This is a genomic window from Pseudomonas sp. LBUM1679, assembly GCF_059695565.1.
Genome location: NZ_CP166774.1, coordinates 5,919,650 through 5,937,341 on the forward strand (window position 1 = coordinate 5,919,650; position 17,692 = coordinate 5,937,341).

The 17,692-nt window shown below is 60.2% G+C and carries 15 protein-coding genes; 12 read left to right on the forward strand and 3 right to left on the reverse strand.

What is annotated here, in order from left to right; translation table 11 throughout:
* Positions 1 to 87: 87 nt before the first annotated feature.
* Positions 88 to 378, reverse strand: a complete 291-nt coding sequence (plzR, locus tag ACA062_RS27015) for a PlzR type 4 pili assembly inhibitor (RefSeq protein ID WP_497453770.1) — start codon at positions 376 to 378, stop codon at positions 88 to 90.
* A gap of 394 nt (positions 379 to 772) precedes the next feature.
* On the opposite strand from plzR, the gene argF reads away from it, so the two are divergent.
* Together argF and ACA062_RS27025 are read left to right on the forward strand one after the other, a co-directional pair.
* Complete coding sequence (gene argF, locus ACA062_RS27020; protein WP_497453771.1) at positions 773 to 1,693, forward strand: ornithine carbamoyltransferase; 921 nt, start codon at positions 773 to 775, stop codon at positions 1,691 to 1,693.
* Positions 1,690 to 2,799, forward strand: coding sequence for an ABC transporter ATP-binding protein (locus ACA062_RS27025; RefSeq protein ID WP_497453772.1), 1,110 nt, complete (start codon positions 1,690 to 1,692; stop codon positions 2,797 to 2,799). Before argF ends, ACA062_RS27025 begins: the two co-directional genes overlap by 4 nt.
* A 232-nt stretch (positions 2,800 to 3,031) precedes the next feature.
* On the opposite strand, the gene ybaK is transcribed toward ACA062_RS27025, so the two are convergent.
* The gene (ybaK, locus tag ACA062_RS27030) at positions 3,032 to 3,502 is read right to left on the reverse strand and encodes a Cys-tRNA(Pro) deacylase (RefSeq protein ID WP_497453773.1); all 471 of its coding nucleotides are present in this window, start codon (positions 3,500 to 3,502) and stop codon (positions 3,032 to 3,034) included.
* 362 nt (positions 3,503 to 3,864) lie between these two features.
* On the opposite strand from ybaK, the gene ACA062_RS27035 reads away from it, so the two are divergent.
* The 10 genes from ACA062_RS27035 to aauR all read left to right on the forward strand — a co-directional run bounded on the left by ACA062_RS27035 (position 3,865) and on the right by aauR (position 16,409).
* Entirely contained in the window at positions 3,865 to 4,716 is an 852-nt protein-coding gene (locus tag ACA062_RS27035) for an MIP/aquaporin family protein (protein WP_497453774.1), read from the forward strand.
* Between the two features lie 75 nt (positions 4,717 to 4,791).
* A complete protein-coding gene (glpK, locus tag ACA062_RS27040; RefSeq protein WP_497453775.1) occupies positions 4,792 to 6,297 on the forward strand; it encodes a glycerol kinase GlpK in 1,506 nt (501 codons plus the stop codon).
* A 274-nt stretch (positions 6,298 to 6,571) separates the two neighbouring features.
* A complete protein-coding gene (locus ACA062_RS27045) occupies positions 6,572 to 7,327 on the forward strand; it encodes a DeoR/GlpR family transcriptional regulator (protein ID WP_007916700.1) in 756 nt (251 codons plus the stop codon).
* A 338-nt stretch (positions 7,328 to 7,665) separates the two neighbouring features.
* A complete protein-coding gene (gene glpD / locus ACA062_RS27050; RefSeq protein ID WP_497453776.1) occupies positions 7,666 to 9,204 on the forward strand; it encodes a glycerol-3-phosphate dehydrogenase in 1,539 nt (512 codons plus the stop codon).
* Positions 9,205 to 9,714: 510 nt separating this feature from the next.
* On the forward strand, positions 9,715 to 10,629 hold the full coding sequence (locus ACA062_RS27055; protein ID WP_497453777.1) for a glutamate/aspartate ABC transporter substrate-binding protein: 915 nt from the start codon (positions 9,715 to 9,717) through the stop codon (positions 10,627 to 10,629).
* Positions 10,630 to 10,818: 189 nt separating this feature from the next.
* Positions 10,819 to 11,565, forward strand: coding sequence for an amino acid ABC transporter permease (locus ACA062_RS27060; protein WP_497453778.1), 747 nt, complete (start codon positions 10,819 to 10,821; stop codon positions 11,563 to 11,565).
* The gene (locus ACA062_RS27065) at positions 11,565 to 12,236 is read left to right on the forward strand and encodes an amino acid ABC transporter permease (protein ID WP_497457502.1); all 672 of its coding nucleotides are present in this window, start codon (positions 11,565 to 11,567) and stop codon (positions 12,234 to 12,236) included. Before ACA062_RS27060 ends, ACA062_RS27065 begins: the two co-directional genes overlap by 1 nt.
* Positions 12,233 to 12,967: an amino acid ABC transporter ATP-binding protein gene (locus ACA062_RS27070; protein ID WP_128872636.1), complete on the forward strand. Its 735-nt coding sequence runs from the start codon at positions 12,233 to 12,235 to the stop codon at positions 12,965 to 12,967. Before ACA062_RS27065 ends, ACA062_RS27070 begins: the two co-directional genes overlap by 4 nt.
* 215 nt (positions 12,968 to 13,182) lie before the next feature.
* Positions 13,183 to 15,084, forward strand: coding sequence for a two-component sensor histidine kinase AauS (gene aauS, locus ACA062_RS27075; protein WP_497453779.1), 1,902 nt, complete (start codon positions 13,183 to 13,185; stop codon positions 15,082 to 15,084).
* Positions 15,081 to 16,409 (forward strand): two-component response regulator AauR, encoded by a 1,329-nt coding sequence (aauR, locus tag ACA062_RS27080; RefSeq protein WP_497453780.1) that lies wholly within the window; start codon positions 15,081 to 15,083, stop codon positions 16,407 to 16,409. The genes aauS and aauR overlap by 4 nt, the downstream gene beginning before the upstream one ends.
* A gap of 161 nt (positions 16,410 to 16,570) precedes the next feature.
* Here aauR and ACA062_RS27085 read toward each other — a convergent pair whose 3' ends face one another.
* Positions 16,571 to 17,602 carry an alpha/beta fold hydrolase gene (locus tag ACA062_RS27085; RefSeq protein WP_497453781.1) on the reverse strand — a complete coding sequence of 344 codons (1,032 nt, stop codon included), beginning with the start codon at positions 17,600 to 17,602 and terminating at the stop codon, positions 16,571 to 16,573.
* Positions 17,603 to 17,692: the final 90 nt, after the last annotated feature.

A 17,692-nucleotide genomic window follows, 5' to 3' on the forward strand; every position in this document is an offset into this window, starting at 1 on the left:
AAAACTATGGCGCGTGACCCGGCGTCGCGCCAGCGAGGTTCGTCTTGTGAATCGGTGACCATCAGGCCAGCCGATGGCAACCCGCAATCAGTTTGGCGGCAGGCCGGGCGGCGCCTGCAACTGAATCTCCTGGACGGTTTCGATCTGTTCCTGTGCGAGATGCACGCCGGTGAGTTCGCCGATCAGTCGCCAGTGCTCGTCGAGACCGGTGCTGATGGTCGCCATGCGGTCGATCATCCGCCGGCCGGCTGCCTTGGTGACCTCGTCGTTACTGCGCATCAGCTCGAAGGACATCGAGGTCATGGACGCGGTGAGATGAGTCAGAGAGCGGGCCGTGAGGCTGAGTAATTCCGTTAACTGCTGTTCTTTCGATTCCATTCCAAAGGCTCCCTGCGTCGCTTGAATCTTAGTTATAACCCAGCCCCCTGCTTTATCAAATGTTTCAGTCCGCAAAAGCGGCCAATGGCCAGCAGAAAACCGACCGTCGCCATGCCCTCCCCGCCCTGTTTTATTGCAAAGCCCTGCGGGCCCAGTGTACAAATGACCGGCTGCTGTCAGGAAACAGGCTTCAAAAGCGCTACTGCGGTCACCCCGTAGCCCCTCTGGAATCCCCTAAAACCGTAGCCCCTATTGGTAAGACGCGACATTTAATTATAAGATCGCGCCTTCCCCTATTTCGTCGCCCCGTGCGGCTTACGCCGCAGGTCTCGCCCGTTTTTCAGTTAAACAAGGCTTTGAGTATCTGCGGTCTGTTGCAAAAAGGTAGTCAATGATGAGCGCAAGGCACTTTCTCTCCCTGATGGATTGCACGCCCGAAGAGCTGGTCAGCGTGATCCGTCGAGGCGTTGAGCTCAAAGACCTGCGTAACCGCGGCGTACTGTTCGAGCCCCTGAAAAACCGCGTGCTCGGGATGATTTTCGAGAAGTCCTCGACCCGCACCCGTATTTCGTTCGAAGCCGGCATGATCCAGCTCGGTGGCCAGGCGATCTTCCTGTCGCCGCGCGACACCCAGCTGGGCCGTGGCGAGCCGATCGGCGACTGCGCCATCGTGATGTCGAGCATGCTCGACGCGGTGATGATCCGTACCTTCGCCCACAGCACCCTGACCGAATTCGCCGCCAACTCCCGCGTACCGGTGATCAACGGCCTGTCCGATGACCTGCACCCGTGCCAGTTGCTGGCCGACATGCAGACGTTCCTCGAACACCGCGGCTCGATCCAGGGCAAGACTGTGGCCTGGATCGGCGACGGCAACAACATGTGCAACAGCTATATAGAGGCGGCGATCCAGTTCGACTTCCAGTTGCGCATTGCCTGCCCCGAAGGCTTTGAGCCCAACCCTGAATTCGTGGCCAAGGCCGGCGATCGGGTGACCATCGTCCGCGATCCGAAGGAAGCCGTACGCGGCGCCCACCTGGTGAGCACCGACGTCTGGACCTCCATGGGCCAGGAAGAAGAAACCGCCAAGCGCCTCAAGCTGTTCGCGCCGTTCCAGGTCAATCGGGCCCTGCTCGATCTGGCCGCGGACGATGTGCTGTTCATGCATTGCCTGCCCGCCCACCGTGGCGAGGAAATCAGCCTCGACCTGCTGGACGACGAGCGCTCCGTCGCCTGGGATCAAGCGGAGAACCGTCTGCACGCACAAAAGGCCCTGCTCGAGTTTCTGGTCGAGCCGGCGTACCACCACGCATGAGCCATTCCTTACTGCTTAACCTGCGCAACCTCGCCTGCGGCTATCAAGACCAGCGGGTGGTACAGAACCTCAACCTGCATTTGAATGCCGGCGATATCGGTTGCCTGCTGGGCTCTTCGGGCTGCGGCAAGACCACCACCCTGCGGGCGATTGCCGGTTTCGAACCGGTGCACGAAGGTGAAATCCAGCTGGCCGGGGAAACAATCTCCCGCGCCGGCTTCACCCTCGCTCCGGAGAAGCGCCGGATCGGCATGGTGTTCCAGGACTATGCGCTGTTCCCGCATTTGAGCGTGGCCGAAAACATTGCCTTCGGGATCCGCAAACATCCGCAGAAGAATCGCGTCACCGAAGAGCTGCTGGAACTGGTCAACCTGAAAAACCTCGGCAAGCGCTTCCCCCATGAGCTGTCCGGTGGCCAACAGCAGCGTGTCGCCCTGGCCCGGGCCCTGGCGCCGGAGCCGCAATTGCTGCTGCTCGACGAACCCTTCTCCAACCTCGATGGCGAACTGCGACGCAAGCTCAGTCACGAAGTGCGCGACATCCTCAAGGCTCGCGGCACCAGTGCGATTCTGGTGACCCATGACCAGGAAGAAGCGTTCGCGGTGAGTGACCATGTGGGGGTTTTCAAGGAGGGTCGCCTGGAACAGTGGGACACGCCCTACAACCTGTATCACGAACCGCTGACACCCTTTGTGGCCAGTTTCATCGGCCAGGGTTACTTCATTCGCGGCCTCCTGAACAGCCCGGAGTCGGTGCAGACCGAGCTGGGTGAGTTGCGCGGCAACCGGGCTTACACCTGGCCGATCGGTGGCGCAGTGGACGTGCTGCTGCGTCCGGATGACATCGTTTATGCGCCGGACAACGGTTTGAAGGCGAAGATTGTCGGCAAATCTTTCCAGGGGGCGTCGACCTTGTATCGCCTGCAGTTGCCGACGGGCGCGCAGCTGGAGTCGATTTTTCCGAGCCATGCCGATCATCAGGTGGGTGCAGAAGTCGGCATTCGTGTTGCGGCTGAACATCTGGTGCTGTTCCAGGCATCCGGCAGTACCGCGGCGCAGATTCCGGTGGTCGAGCCCGGTGTCCGCCGCTACAGCACTGCCAGCTGATACACACGGACCAAATGTAGGAGCGAGCTTGCTCGCGATGGTGTGTCAGCTGACGTCAATGTAGCTGATACACCATCGCGAGCAAGCTCGCTCCTACAGTGGATTGGGGTCAACCAACATCAGCGTTCCGCTCGCAACGAGCGTCGCACTCCCGCCCAGCGTCACCCGATCCCCTCCAGCTTCCCCCCACAACCGGCAGAACAACTCCCCGCGCCGACCCCTTTGTAGACCGTCAGGCGCGACCGATCTCGGCGAACTGCGCCTGGGTGTGCTCGGCCAGCACGGCAGGTGCCAACTCGACTTCCAGACCACGACGACCGGCACTGACAAAAATGCTGGCAAAAGGCTGGGCCGATTTATCGATAAAGGTGCGCAAGCGTTTTTTCTGTCCCAGCGGGCTGATGCCGCCCAACAGGTAACCGGTGGAGCGCTGCGCAGCCGCCGGGTCGGCCATTTCGACTTTTTTCACGCCCGCCGCGTGAGCCAGGCCCTTCAAGTCGAGACTTCCGACGACCGGCACCACCGCCACCAACAATTCACCCTTTTCACTGGACGCCAGCAAGGTCTTGAACACCTGCGCCGGGTCCAGTCCCAGTTTCTCCGCGGCCTCCAGCCCATAGGACGCTGCCTTGGGATCATGTTCGTAACTGTGCACTCGATGTTCGGCACGAACTTTTTTCAACAAATCCAATGCGGGGGTCATGGCAGCTCCAGACTGGGCGACAGAAGAAAAATCCTGCGCTGGATTTTAGGACATTGATCGACAAATGGCTCTATTGCGGTGGCGTTTCAATGACTTGGCGCTGCCTTGCGCCGTTCGTCCATGTTCAGCCCGCAGCGTGAACGAAGTGGTCATTGACGTGACTAATAGTTCGATTGTGACTGACGGTTCACTTTCGACCTTTGACAGCAGCGTTTCTTGTCTATATTTTTTCGAATACGAATATAGTACAAATGTCTCACCGCAGTACCCGGCAGTAAACCGAGGATCAGGATGGGGATTCTGCCTCGGTGAAAATCGCGCTTTGAAAAAGCGCCATACAACAACAATAAACGAGGTTTTCAATGACAACTGCTTTACAACAACCGTCGCTCTCGAGCCAATGCATGGCCGAATTCCTGGGTACTGCGCTGCTGATATTTTTTGGTACCGGCTGCGTTGCCGCGCTCAAGGTTGCGGGTGCCAGCTTTGGCCTGTGGGAAATCAGCATCATCTGGGGCGTCGGCGTGAGCATGGCAATCTATCTCACCGCAGGCGTTTCCGGGGCGCATCTTAATCCCGCCGTCAGCATCGCCCTGAGCATTTTTGCCGATTTCGAAAAGCGCAAACTGCCCTTTTATATTCTCGCCCAGGTTGCCGGTGCGTTCTGTGGAGCGTTGCTGGTGTACACGCTGTACAGCAATTTATTCTTCGATTACGAACAAACTCACCATATGGTTCGTGGCACTCAGGCCAGCCTCGAATTGGCGTCGGTGTTCTCCACCTTTCCCCACCCGGTCTTGTCCACCGCCCAGGCCTTCCTGGTTGAAGTCATCATCACTGCCATCCTGATGGGCGTGATCATGTCCCTGACCGACGACAACAATGGCCTGCCGAAAGGCCCGCTGGCGCCATTGCTGATCGGCTTGCTGATTGCCGTGATCGGCAGCTCGATGGGCCCGTTGACCGGTTTCGCGATGAACCCGGCACGTGACTTCGGTCCCAAACTGATGACTTTCTTTGCCGGCTGGGGTGAAATTTCCCTCACCGGCGGGCGCGATATCCCGTATTTCCTGATTCCGATTTTTGCACCGATTGTCGGTGCCTGCCTCGGTGCTGGTGCCTATCGCGGGCTGATTGCCCGTCATCTGCCCAGCCCCCTACCTGCTACAACGGACGCAGCACCGGCCATTGACGGCAAACCAAGAACTTCTTGATAGCGTTGGCGTGCGATCCTGCCCATTCGATCCCGCGCCTGATCCCACTCCCTTATTTCGTCCAAGGCAATCGACATGACCGACATTCAGAATAAGAACTACATCATTGCCCTCGATCAGGGTACGACCAGCTCCCGCGCGATCATTTTCGACCGCGACGCCAACGTGGTCTGCACCGCACAGCGCGAATTCGTCCAGCATTACCCGCAACCCGGCTGGGTCGAACATGACCCGATGGAAATCTTCGCCACCCAAAGCGCGGTGATGGTCGAGGCCCTGGCTCAAGCCGGCCTGCATCACGACCAGGTGGCAGCCATCGGCATCACCAACCAGCGCGAGACCACCGTGGTCTGGGACAAGATCACCGGCCGCCCGATCTACAACGCGATCGTCTGGCAGTGCCGGCGCAGCACCGAAATCTGCCAGCAGCTCAAACGCGATGGCCACGAGCAATACATCAGCGACACCACCGGCCTGGTCACTGACCCATACTTCTCCGGCACCAAGCTCAAGTGGATCCTCGACAACGTCGAAGGCAGCCGCGAGCGCGCACGCAAGGGCGAACTGCTGTTCGGCACCGTCGACAGCTGGCTGATCTGGAAATTCACCGGCGGCAAGGTGCACGTCACCGACTACACCAACGCCTCGCGCACCCTGCTCTTCAACATCCACACGCTTGAGTGGGACGCGAAGATGCTGGAGGTGCTGGATATCCCGCGCGAAATGCTGCCGGAGGTTAAGTCGTCATCAGAAATTTATGGCCACACTAAAAGCGGCATCGCCATCGGCGGTATCGCCGGCGACCAGCAGGCGGCGCTGTTCGGCCAGATGTGCGTCGAACCCGGCCAGGCAAAAAACACCTACGGCACCGGCTGCTTCCTGCTGATGAACACCGGCGACAAAGCCGTGAAGTCCAAGCACGGCATGCTCACCACTATCGCTTGCGGCCCGCGCGGCGAAGTGGCTTACGCGCTGGAAGGTGCCGTGTTCAACGGCGGCTCTACTGTCCAGTGGCTGCGCGACGAACTGAAGATCATCAACGACGCCCACGACACCGAGTACTTCGCCAACAAGGTCAAGGACAGCAACGGCGTGTACCTGGTACCAGCCTTTACCGGCCTTGGCGCTCCGTATTGGGACCCGTATGCCCGTGGCGCGCTGTTCGGCCTGACCCGCGGCGTGCGTGTGGACCACATCATTCGTGCCGCCCTGGAGTCGATTGCCTACCAGACCCGCGATGTACTCGACGCCATGCAACAGGACTCCGGCGAACGCCTCAAGTCCCTGCGTGTGGACGGCGGCGCGGTGGCGAACAACTTCCTGATGCAGTTCCAGGCCGACATCCTTGGCACTCAGGTCGAGCGTCCGCAAATGCGCGAAACCACGGCTTTGGGCGCCGCTTACCTGGCCGGCCTGGCCTGTGGCTTCTGGGGCAGCCTGGACGAGTTGCGCGGCAAGGCGGTGATCGAGCGCGAGTTCGAACCGACCCTGGAAGAAAGCGCCAAGGAAAAACTCTACGCCGGCTGGAAAAAAGCCGTCAGCCGCACTCGCGATTGGGAACCGCACGAAGGCGCCGAATAAGCCAAGCCCGGTACTCGTATCGGTATGTCCAACCAGCGTGAAGCGTAGCGAGCGAAGGCAAGACAAGGCAAAAACAGGCGAGGACCGGCTGGGGTCGCACCCGACTTTACGAGGTTGTAAATGAGCAGTCCGAGCCTGTTTTTAACGCAGGATTGCTTGCGTAACGCCGAAGGCGTCCAGCACGAAGTAGCTTTCACGTTGGTTGGAAACTGGTAGGGAGCAGATTCCTGCGTCATCATGGGCAAATTTTGCACGGCAGCCCAAAGGACGCCCCATGAATCTGCCTCCCCGTCAGCAGCAAATCCTCGAACTGGTCCGCGAACGCGGCTATGTCAGCATCGAGGAAATGGCTACGCTGTTCGTCGTTACACCGCAAACCATCCGCCGCGATATCAATCAGCTCGCGGAAGCCAATTTATTGCGGCGCTACCATGGCGGCGCAGCCTACGATTCCAGCGTCGAAAACACCGCCTATGCCATGCGCGCCGACCAGATGCGCGATGAAAAACAGCGGATTGGCGAAGCCATTGCCGCGCAGATTCCCGATCACGCCTCGTTATTCATCAATATAGGCACCACGACCGAATCGATCGCCCGCGCGCTGCTCAACCACAATCACCTGAAGATCATCACCAACAACCTGCACGTGGCTTCCATGCTCAGCGCCAAGGACGACTTCGACGTGCTGCTGACCGGCGGCAACGTGCGGCGCGACGGCGGTGTGGTGGGCCAGGCCAGTGTCGACTTCATCAACCAGTTCAAGGTCGACTTCGCCCTCGTGGGCATCAGTGGTATCGACGAAGACGGCAGCCTGCTGGATTTCGATTATCAGGAAGTGCGGGTGTCCCAGGCGATCATCGCCAACGCTCGGCAGGTGATCCTCGCTGCCGACTCCAGCAAGTTCGGGCGCAATGCCATGATTCGCCTGGGGCCGATCAGCCTGATTGATTGCCTGGTTACGGATCAGCAGCCTGTGCCGGCCCTGGCGCAGTTATTGAGTCAGCACAAGATAAGGCTCGAAGTCGTCTAACCCGCCCCCCATCTTCGGCGCCTGTCCTGCCGCCATCGCGGGCAAGCCCGCTCCCACAGGGAATTGAGTCGACCACAGAATTTGTGCACGCCAAATATCACTGTGGGAGCGGCGGTGCGACGATTCGGCTTGCCCGCGATGGCGGCAGTACTGACAACACACCTCTCGCGCTCTTGCGCGCCTTTGAATGTTCGAAAATTTTCCTTTCCTAGCCCTTCGATCAGTATTTTCAATCGAAGTTAGCTGGCTGTGGGCGCGTTTATGGGCTACCATTTTCGCAAATGAACATTAATGTTCGAAATCCAATACAGAACATCAAAAAAGCCCGAGGCCAGCCGATGCCCACTTCTACCTTGCCTACGCCCCCTCTCGCCGAGGTCTACGATATCGCCGTCATCGGTGGTGGGATCAATGGCGTGGGGATCGCAGCGGATGCCGCCGGTCGCGGTCTTTCGGTGTTCCTTTGCGAAAAGGATGACCTGGCCAGCCACACCTCGTCGGCCAGCAGCAAGCTGATCCACGGCGGCCTGCGCTACCTCGAACATTACGAATTCCGCCTGGTGCGCGAAGCCCTGGCCGAGCGCGAAGTGCTGTTGGCCAAGGCGCCGCATATCGTCAAGCAGATGCGCTTCGTGCTGCCCCACCGCCCGCACCTGCGTCCAGCCTGGATGATCCGTGCCGGCCTGTTCCTTTATGACCATCTGGGCAAAAGGGAAAAACTCGAAGGCTCGAAGAGTCTCAAGTTCGGCCCGGACAGCCCGCTGAAAAGCGAAATCAGCAAAGGCTTCGAATACTCCGATTGCTGGGTCGATGACGCGCGTCTTGTCGTACTCAACGCCATGGCCGCCCGCGAGAAAGGCGCCCACGTTCACACCCAGACCCGCTGTGTCAGTGCTCGTCGCACCAAGGGTCTGTGGCACCTGCATCTGGAACGCGCCGATGGCAGCCTGTTTTCGATCCGTGCCAGGGCGCTGGTCAATGCGGCAGGTCCGTGGGTCGCCAAGTTCATCCGTGACGACTTGAAAATGGAATCGCCGTACGGTATCCGCCTGATCCAGGGCAGCCACCTGATCGTGCCGAAAATGTATGAAGGCGAACACGCGCACATTCTGCAAAACGAAGATCAGCGTATCGTGTTCACCATTCCGTACCTGAACCACTTCACCCTGATCGGCACCACCGACCGCGAGTACACCGGCGACCCGGCCAAGGTGGCGATTACCGAAGGCGAAACCGATTACCTGCTCAAAGTGGTCAACGCCCACTTCAAGAAGCGCATCAGCCGCGACGACATCCTGCACAGTTATTCCGGCGTTCGTCCGCTGTGCAACGACGAATCCGACAACCCGTCGGCCGTCACCCGCGACTACACCCTGGCATTGTCGGGCACTGGCGAAGAAGCGCCGCTGCTGTCGGTGTTCGGCGGCAAGCTGACCACCTACCGCAAACTGGCCGAGTCGGCGCTGGCGCAACTGGCGCCGTATTTCAAGGACATCAAGCCACGCTGGACGGCCACGGCGACCCTGCCGGGCGGTGAAGACATGACCACCCCGCAAGCCTTGTGCGCGAAAATCCGCGACACGTTCGACTGGGTGCCAACCGAGATCGCCCGCCGCTGGGCCACCACCTACGGTAGTCGCACCTGGCGCATGCTTGAAGGTGTGCAGAACCTGAGCGATCTGGGCGAACACATCGGTGGCGGTCTCTATACCCGCGAAGTCGATTACCTGTGCAGCGAGGAGTGGGCGACCACGGCGCACGACATTCTGTGGCGTCGCAGTAAGCTGGGGTTGTTCACCACTCCGGCAGAGCAGCAGAAGCTGGCGGACTATCTGAGCAAGGTCGAGCAGAACCGCAGCAAGATTGAAGCGGCCTGATCGGGAAACCGGTTAAACGAAAGCCCCTGATTCTCACGATTCAGGGGCTTTTTTGCATTCTGGACAACACCACCGCCCCCTGTAGGAGCTGGCTTGCCAGCGAAGAGGCCCTTGAATTTTGAATTGATCTCGGGGACGCCTTCGCTGGGTAGGAGCTGGCTTGCCAGCGAAGAGGCCCTTGGATTTTGCATTGATCTCGGGGACGCCTTCGCTGGCAAGCCAGCTCCTACAGGGATTTGTGGAGATCGTCGGATTGCATTCGGTTTTCCGAACGCGACCTGTCGGTCAATTCGGTTTACCGGATATTTCGTTACAAAAAACCAGGCCATAAATAATTAATACGCTTATAAATCAATGGCTTGACCTATACGGCCTGGCCTGGCACGAGTCATGCTCTACACTCTTGGACGAATGCCTGTTGCGCGGACACTTCAGTAGCCGACAGCCATTCGAAGCACAAAAGGGCCGATGAACTGGCTCCATAAAAAAAACAATGTCGAGGAAAATTTGATGCGCATCGTTCCCCATATCCTGGGCGCAGCCATTGCTGCCGCTCTGATTAGCACTCCAGTTTTCGCTGCCGAACTCACCGGCACACTGAAGAAGATCAAAGAGTCCGGCGTCATCACCCTCGGGCATCGTGACGCATCCATTCCGTTTTCCTACATCGCGGACGCTTCCGGCAAACCGGTTGGCTACTCCCACGATATCCAGCTGAAAATCGTCGAAGCCATCAAGAAAGACCTGGACTTGCCGAACCTTCAGGTCAAATACAACCTGGTCACTTCGCAAACCCGTATCCCGCTGGTGCAGAATGGCACCGTGGACGTCGAGTGCGGTTCCACCACCAACAACGTCGAGCGTCAGCAGCAAGTTGCCTTCTCCGTCGGCATCTTCGAAATCGGTACCCGCCTGCTGTCCAAGAAAGGCTCCGCGTACAAGGATTTCGACGACCTTAAAGGCAAGAACGTCGTAACCACCGCGGGCACCACGTCCGAGCGCATCCTCAAGTCGATGAACGCCGACAAGCAAATGGGCATGAACGTCATCTCCGCCAAAGACCACGGCGAGTCGTTCCAGATGCTGGAAACCGGCCGCGCTGTTGCCTTCATGATGGACGACGCCCTGCTGGCCGGTGAAGCAGCCAAGGCCAAGAAGGCCGACGACTGGGCCGTTACCGGTACTCCGCAGTCCTACGAAATCTACGGCTGCATGGTCCGCAAGGGCGACGAGCCGTTCAAGAAGGCGGTCGACGACGCTATCGTGGCGACCTACAAGTCGGGCGAGATCAACAAGATCTACGAAAAATGGTTCATGGCGCCAATCCCGCCAAAGGGCTTGAACCTGAACTTCCCGATGAGCGACGAGCTCAAGGCCCTGATCGCCAATCCGACCGACAAAGCGGCTGACGACAAGAAGTCCTGATTTCTGACTAACCTTATCTCCTGAGAGGGCCTCTGCCCTTTCAGGGATGGTCACTCCCTGCTGGCATTTTTGGAAACACTCGAACCGGTGGCTGTCGAGCCGCTCGTGTGTGCCTGATCTTCAATCGGGCGGGAACGGAGTTTCCCCAGGCGGGCATTTGTACATCGAACGATCTGAGGGGAGACCCTAATGAATTACAACTGGGACTGGGGCGTATTCTTCAAGTCCACCGGCGTGGGCAGCGAGATTTATTTCGACTGGTACCTCTCCGGTTTGGGCTGGACCATCGCCATCGCCGTCGCTGCCTGGATCATCGCGCTGCTACTGGGCTCGGTTCTGGGTGTCATGCGTACGGTGCCGAATCGCATCGTATCGGGCATCGCGACCTGCTACGTCGAGCTCTTCCGTAACGTGCCGCTGCTGGTGCAACTGTTCATCTGGTACTTCCTGGTACCCGACCTGCTGCCGCAAAACCTGCAGGACTGGTACAAACAGGACCTGAACCCGACCACCTCGGCCTTCCTCAGCGTCGTCGTGTGCCTGGGCCTGTTCACCAGCGCACGGGTTTGCGAACAAGTGCGTACCGGTATCCAGGCGCTGCCCCGCGGCCAGGAATCTGCCGCTCGTGCCATGGGCTTCAAGCTGCCGCAGATCTACTGGAACGTGCTGCTGCCCCAGGCTTACCGGATCATCATTCCGCCGCTCACCTCGGAATTCCTGAACGTGTTCAAGAACTCCTCCGTGGCCTCGCTGATCGGCCTGATGGAGCTGCTGGCGCAGACCAAGCAGACCGCCGAGTTCTCCGCCAACCTGTTCGAAGCGTTCACCCTGGCCACGCTGATCTACTTCACCCTGAACATGGGCCTGATGCTGCTGATGCGCGGCGTCGAGAAGAAAGTTGCCGTGCCGGGCCTGATCTCCGTAGGGGGTAAATGATGGAATTCGACTTCTCGGGCATCATCCCGGCCCTGCCGGGCCTGTGGAACGGCATGGTCATGACCCTGCAACTGATGGCGCTGGGCGTCATCGGCGGGATCATCCTCGGCACGATCCTGGCCCTGATGCGCCTGTCCCACAGCAAGCTGCTGTCGAACATCGCCGGCGCCTACGTCAACTACTTCCGCTCGATCCCGCTGCTGCTGGTCATCACCTGGTTCTACCTGGCGGTGCCGTTCGTACTGCGCTGGATCACCGGCGAAGACACGCCGATCGGCGCATTCGCCTCGTGCATCGTGGCGTTCATGATGTTTGAAGCGGCGTACTTCTGCGAAATCGTCCGGGCCGGCGTGCAGTCGATTCCCAAGGGCCAGATGGGTGCGGCCCAAGCCCTGGGCATGAACTACAGCCAGATGATGCGCTTGATCATCCTGCCGCAAGCGTTCCGCAAGATGACCCCGCTGTTGCTGCAACAGAGCATCATCCTGTTTCAGGACACCTCGCTGGTCTACGCGGTCGGCCTGGTGGACTTCCTCAATGCCTCGCGGGCCAGTGGCGATATCATCGGCCGCTCCAACGAGTTCCTGATCTTCGCCGGTTTCACCTACTTCATCATCAGCTTTGCCGCCTCGCAGCTGGTCAAGCGTCTGCAAAAAAGGTTCGCCGTATGATCTCTATCAAGAACGTCAACAAGTGGTATGGGGACTTCCAGGTACTGACTGATTGCAGCACCGAGGTCAAAAAAGGCGAGGTGATCGTGGTGTGCGGGCCGTCCGGCTCAGGCAAATCCACCCTGATCAAATGCGTCAACGCCCTGGAACCCTTCCAGAAAGGCGACGTGGTGGTCGATGGCACTTCCATCGCCGACCCGAAGACCGACCTGCCAAAACTGCGCTCGCGCGTGGGCATGGTGTTCCAGCATTTCGAACTGTTCCCGCACCTGAGCATCATGGACAACCTGACCATCGCACAGGTCAAGGTGTTGGGTCGCAGCAAGGAAGAGGCCTCCAAAAAAGCCCTGCAACTGCTCGAGCGCGTCGGTCTTTCCGCCCACGCCAAAAAGCATCCCGGGCAACTTTCCGGCGGTCAGCAACAGCGCGTGGCGATTGCCCGTGCGCTGGCGATGGACCCGATCGTCATGCTGTTCGACGAACCGACCTCGGCGCTCGACCCTGAAATGGTCAACGAGGTGCTGGACGTGATGGTGCAACTGGCCCACGAAGGCATGACCATGATGTGCGTGACCCACGAAATGGGCTTCGCTCGCAAAGTGGCAGACCGGGTGATCTTCATGGACCAGGGCAAGATCATCGAAGACTGCAAGAAAGAGGAGTTCTTCGGCGATATCAGCGCCCGCGCCGAACGGACACAGCATTTCCTCGCCAAGATTCTGCAGCACTAAGAACGGGCACCGCTCCCCCCTGTAGGAGCTGGCTTGCCAGCGAAGGCGGTCTGTCTGATACACCGCGTCGCCTGGTTCGCCAGCAAGCCGGCTCCTACAGAAGCGGAAGCGGTCTGTCTGATACACCGCGTCGCCTGGTTCGCCAGCAAGCCGGCTCCTACAGGGGCCGGCGGCGATTCACAAGCAAGTGTTGTGGTTGACCCAAGGCATCTGTGATGAAATGCGACCCCACTCGTTACCGCGCCGCGCCGCCATCACTCGCCGTGAAACCTCGTCTGATTCGCCATCTGTTCCTGCCGCCGCTGGTCATCGCCTTGATGATCGGGTTGGGTTACCTCGGCTTCTGGATCAGTGAGCACTACGGGATTCGCAGCCTCAGCGAGAACGGCCAGCGTCAGCTGGAACTGCACGCCCGCGCCGTCGAGAGCGAGATCAGCAAGTACACCTACCTGCCCAGCCTCCTGGAACTCGAATCCAGTGTTTCCAGGCTGCTGGACGACCCGTCGCCGGAACACCGGCAGGCGGTCAATGAATACCTCGAGGGCCTGAACCGGCGCAGCCGCAGTCGGGCTATCTACGTGATGGACACCACTGGCCGCGTCATGGCCACCAGCAACTGGCGCGACGTCGACAGTTACCTGGGCGAAGACCTGTCCTTTCGCGCTTACTTCCAGAACGCCGTTCGTGGCGAGCCGGGACGCTTCTATGGCATCGGCAGCACCAACGGCGAGCCGGGTTACTACCTGGCCCACGGCCTGGAAGAACGCGGCAAGATCATCGGTGTGGCGGTGGTCAAGGTCCGCCTCGAAGCCATGGAAGAACGTTGGCAGCGGGCGCGCCTGGAGGCCTTCGTCAGCGACGAGAACGGCATCATCATCCTTTCCAGCGATCCGGCGCGGCGCCTGAAGTCGGTGATACCGCTCAGCGAAGAGACCAAGGAAAAACTGGCCCGCAGCCTGCAGTACTACTGGTTCCCGCTGAACGAACTGCAACCGCTGGCCCGGGAAAAACTGGCTGAAGGCGAGGAAAAACTGACCTTCCCGGCCAACAGCGAGCTGGAGTCCGAAGAAGAAAACATCAGTTACCTGTCGCAAACCCGACCGCTGAGCGACACCCCATGGCATTTCACCCTGCTCACCCCCCTCCAGGATTTGCGGCGTGAAGCGATCAATCAGGGGATTCTGGTAGCGGTGGCGTTTGCCCTGGTGGCGTTCCTGCTGATCGCCTGGAACGAGCGGCGCAAAGTGATCGCCACCCGCCTCGCCGCCCGGGAAGCCTTGCAGGAAGCCAACAATCAACTGGAGCGTCGGATTACCGAACGCACCACCGACCTGCGCGCCAGCAACGAACGGCTCAAGGGCCAGATCCGCGAACGCCGGCAGGCCGAAGAGACCTTGCGCCGCGCCCAGGATGAACTGGTGCAGGCCGGCAAACTCGCCGCCATTGGTCAAATGTCCACCAGCATCGCCCACGAACTGAACCAGCCGCTCGCCGCCCTGCGGACCTTGTCCGGCAACACCGTGCGTTTTCTCGAGCGCGGTCAGCTGGACGTCGCCAGCACCAACCTCAAGACCATCAACGAACTGATCGACCGCATGGGCCGGATCACCGCCAGCCTGCGCTCCTTCGCCCGACGGGGCGACGACAAAGGCCAGGCCAGCCTCGGCAAGGCCGTGGACGCCGCGCTGCAAGTGCTCGGCAGTCGAGTGGAAGGCGCGCACCTGCAACTGCATCGCGACTTCGCCGACCTGCAGGTGCAGATCGACCAGACCCGACTGGAGCAGATCCTGGTCAACCTGATCGGCAATGCCCTCGATGCCATGCAGGCACAACCGTTGCCAGCGCTGTGGCTCGAAGGCGAGGTGTTCGACGGCAAATATCGCCTGCGAGTGCGCGATAATGGCCATGGCATCGACGTCGAGACGCGCAAGCATCTGTTCGAACCGTTCTTCACCACCAAACCCGGCGAACAGGGCCTGGGCCTTGGCCTGACGCTGTCGGCGAGCCTGGCCGCGGCCACCGGCGGACACCTGGGCGTCGAACACCCGGCCAGCGGTGGTACCTCCTTCGTCCTCAGTTTACCGTTGGTAAGCCCCCTTTACGCCGAGCCAATATGAACAACGACCTTAGTGTGCTGATCGTCGAAGACGATCCCCATGTCCTGCTCGGCTGCCAACAGGCGCTGACCCTGGAAGACATTCCCTGTGTGGGCGTGGGCAGCGCCGAAGAAGCGCTGGAGCGCGTCGGTGACAACTTTGCCGGGATCGTCATCAGCGACATCCGCCTGCCGGGGATCGACGGCCTGGAACTGCTGACCCGACTCAAGGCCCGGGATCGCAGCCTGCCGGTGGTGCTGATCACTGGTCACGGCGACATCTCGATGGCGGTCGGCGCCATGCAGAAAGGCGCCTACGACTTCATGGAGAAACCCTTCTCTCCCGAGCGTCTGGTGGATGTGGCCCGTCGTGCGCTTGAACAACGCAGCCTGGCGCGGGAAGTCTCCTCGCTGCGCCGACAACTGGCCGAACGAGATTCCCTCGAAGGACGGATCATCGGCCGCTCGCCGGCCATGCAGAAACTGCGGGAATTGATCGCCAACGTCGCCGATACCTCGGCCAACGTGTTGATCGAAGGCGAAACCGGTACCGGCAAGGAACTGGTCGCGCGCTGCCTGCACGATTTCAGTCGTCGCCATACCCGACAATTCGTCGCGTTGAACTGTGGCGGCCTGCCGGAAAACCTGTTCGAGAGCGAGATCTTCGGCCATGAAGCCAACGCCTTTACCGGTGCCGGCAAACGGCGGATCGGCAAGATCGAACACGCCGACGGTGGCACGCTGTTCCTCGACGAAGTGGAAAGCATGCCCCTGCCCTTGCAGATCAAACTGCTGCGGGTGCTGCAGGAACGCACCCTCGAACGCCTCGGTTCGAACCAGAGCGTGGCCGTGGATTGCCGGGTGATCGCGGCGACCAAGTCCGACCTGAACGAATCGAGCAAGGCCGGCGAATTCCGCAGCGACCTGTATTACCGCCTGAACGTGGTGACCCTGGAATTGCCGCCGCTGCGCGAGCGGCGTGAAGACATCCTGCAACTGTTCGAACACTTCCTGCAGCAGTCGTCCCTGCGTTTCGACCGCGCGGTGCCGGAGCTGGACAACCAGACCCTGTCGAACCTGATGAGCCATGACTGGCCAGGCAACGTGCGTGAACTGCGCAACGTCGCCGAACGTTTCGCGCTCGGCCTGCCGGCCTTCAAGAAGTCCGGTACCAGCAGCAACAATCAGGGGCTGGCCTTCGCCGAAGCCGTCGAAGCCTTCGAACGCAACCTGCTCAACGACGCCTTGCAACGCAGCGGCGGCAACCTGACCCAGGCCAGCCACGAACTGGGGATGGCCAAGACCACGCTGTTCGACAAGGTGAAGAAGTACGGGCTGAGTCACTGAGGGATCGGGGTGTAAGCAAATCCTGTGCCCGGCGAAGTTCAACTGTAGGAGCTGGCTTGCCAGCGAAGAGGGCGTGTCAGGCAATAATGATATTGAATGTGCCGGCCCCTTCGCTGCGGTGCGGCGACCCGACAAGCCAGCTCCTACAGGGGGTTCCGGGGTTACAGGAGATTTGGTGCCGGCAGCGGATCGATCTGCGCCCAATGCGAAGTATCTTCGCGATGGGCCTGCAAGTACGGCAACACCGCCGCCAGCAACGGCGTCTTGAACGCTTCCTGAAAGCGATGGGCCAGGCCTGGAATCAGCTTCAACTGGCTGCCGCGGATATGCGCCGCCAGGTGCACGCCATGCATGACCGGCAACAACGGATCGGCAGTGCCATGCACCACCAGCGTCGGCAAGCGCAATTGGTTGAGCAGCGCCACCCGGCTCTGCTCGGCGAGGATCGCCATGATCTGGCGCTTTACGCCCTCGGGGTTGAACGCCCGGTCGTAGGATTGAGCGGCCTGCTGCAGCAAGGCCTGCCGATCATCGCTGACCGCCGGGCTGCCCAACGCTGCCAGCAAGTCGGCCTGCTGCTCGAGCGCCACCTCGCGATTCGGCGCCCCCCGGCGCGACAGGAGCTGCACCAGCGCCGCGCTCGGCGCCGGCAAGCCTTCGGCACCGGAGCTGGTCATGATCAGGGTCAGGCTCTCGACCCGTTGCGGCGCCATGGCCGCCATATGCTGGGCGATCATTCCGCCCATGCTCGCGCCCAGCACGTGGAATTGCTCGACGTGCAAGGCATCCATCAGCCCAAAGGCATCGTCAGCCATGTCGGTCAGGGTGTAGGGCGCCGCCACCGGCAGACCGAGTTTGTAGCGCAGCACTTCGAAGGTCAGGTTGGCATCGACAGGCGGTTGCCGCCAGGTGGACAGACCGACATCGCGATTGTCATAACGGATTACCCGAAAACCCTGCTGACACAGGGCAACCACCACCTCGTCCGGCCAATGAATCAACTGCCCGCCCAGGCCCATCACCAGCAGTAACGCCGGATCCGATGCGCGGCCGATGCTCTGGTACACCAGGCTCACCTGCGCCAGATCGACCCGTTCGGTCGGAACATTCACTTCACAACGAGATGCCGCCACGGACGGCAGGCTGAACAGCGCGACCAGAAAAATGGCCGCTGATAAAAACAAAGCACGCATGAAAAAACACCAAAACGCAGAACCCCAGTAGAGCGCGAGTCTGATGATATTTGTTCAAGCGCGCTGCCACAGTTGCGTGACAGTTTGATG

Coding starts and splice junctions, on each gene's coding strand:
- ACA062_RS27045 (WP_007916700.1), top strand. CDS start 6,572: ATGAATCTGCCTCCCCGTCAGCAGCAAATCCTCGAACTGGTCCGCGAA.
- ACA062_RS27070 (WP_128872636.1), top strand. CDS start 12,233: ATGATCTCTATCAAGAACGTCAACAAGTGGTATGGGGACTTCCAGGTA.
- ybaK (WP_497453773.1), bottom strand. CDS start 3,502: ATGACCCCCGCATTGGATTTGTTGAAAAAAGTTCGTGCCGAACATCGA.
- aauS (WP_497453779.1), top strand. CDS start 13,183: ATGAAATGCGACCCCACTCGTTACCGCGCCGCGCCGCCATCACTCGCC.
- glpD (WP_497453776.1), top strand. CDS start 7,666: ATGCCCACTTCTACCTTGCCTACGCCCCCTCTCGCCGAGGTCTACGAT.
- argF (WP_497453771.1), top strand. CDS start 773: ATGAGCGCAAGGCACTTTCTCTCCCTGATGGATTGCACGCCCGAAGAG.
- ACA062_RS27085 (WP_497453781.1), bottom strand. CDS start 17,602: ATGCGTGCTTTGTTTTTATCAGCGGCCATTTTTCTGGTCGCGCTGTTC.
- ACA062_RS27025 (WP_497453772.1), top strand. CDS start 1,690: ATGAGCCATTCCTTACTGCTTAACCTGCGCAACCTCGCCTGCGGCTAT.
- ACA062_RS27060 (WP_497453778.1), top strand. CDS start 10,819: ATGAATTACAACTGGGACTGGGGCGTATTCTTCAAGTCCACCGGCGTG.
- ACA062_RS27055 (WP_497453777.1), top strand. CDS start 9,715: ATGCGCATCGTTCCCCATATCCTGGGCGCAGCCATTGCTGCCGCTCTG.
- aauR (WP_497453780.1), top strand. CDS start 15,081: ATGAACAACGACCTTAGTGTGCTGATCGTCGAAGACGATCCCCATGTC.
- glpK (WP_497453775.1), top strand. CDS start 4,792: ATGACCGACATTCAGAATAAGAACTACATCATTGCCCTCGATCAGGGT.
- ACA062_RS27035 (WP_497453774.1), top strand. CDS start 3,865: ATGACAACTGCTTTACAACAACCGTCGCTCTCGAGCCAATGCATGGCC.
- plzR (WP_497453770.1), bottom strand. CDS start 378: ATGGAATCGAAAGAACAGCAGTTAACGGAATTACTCAGCCTCACGGCC.
- ACA062_RS27065 (WP_497457502.1), top strand. CDS start 11,565: ATGGAATTCGACTTCTCGGGCATCATCCCGGCCCTGCCGGGCCTGTGG.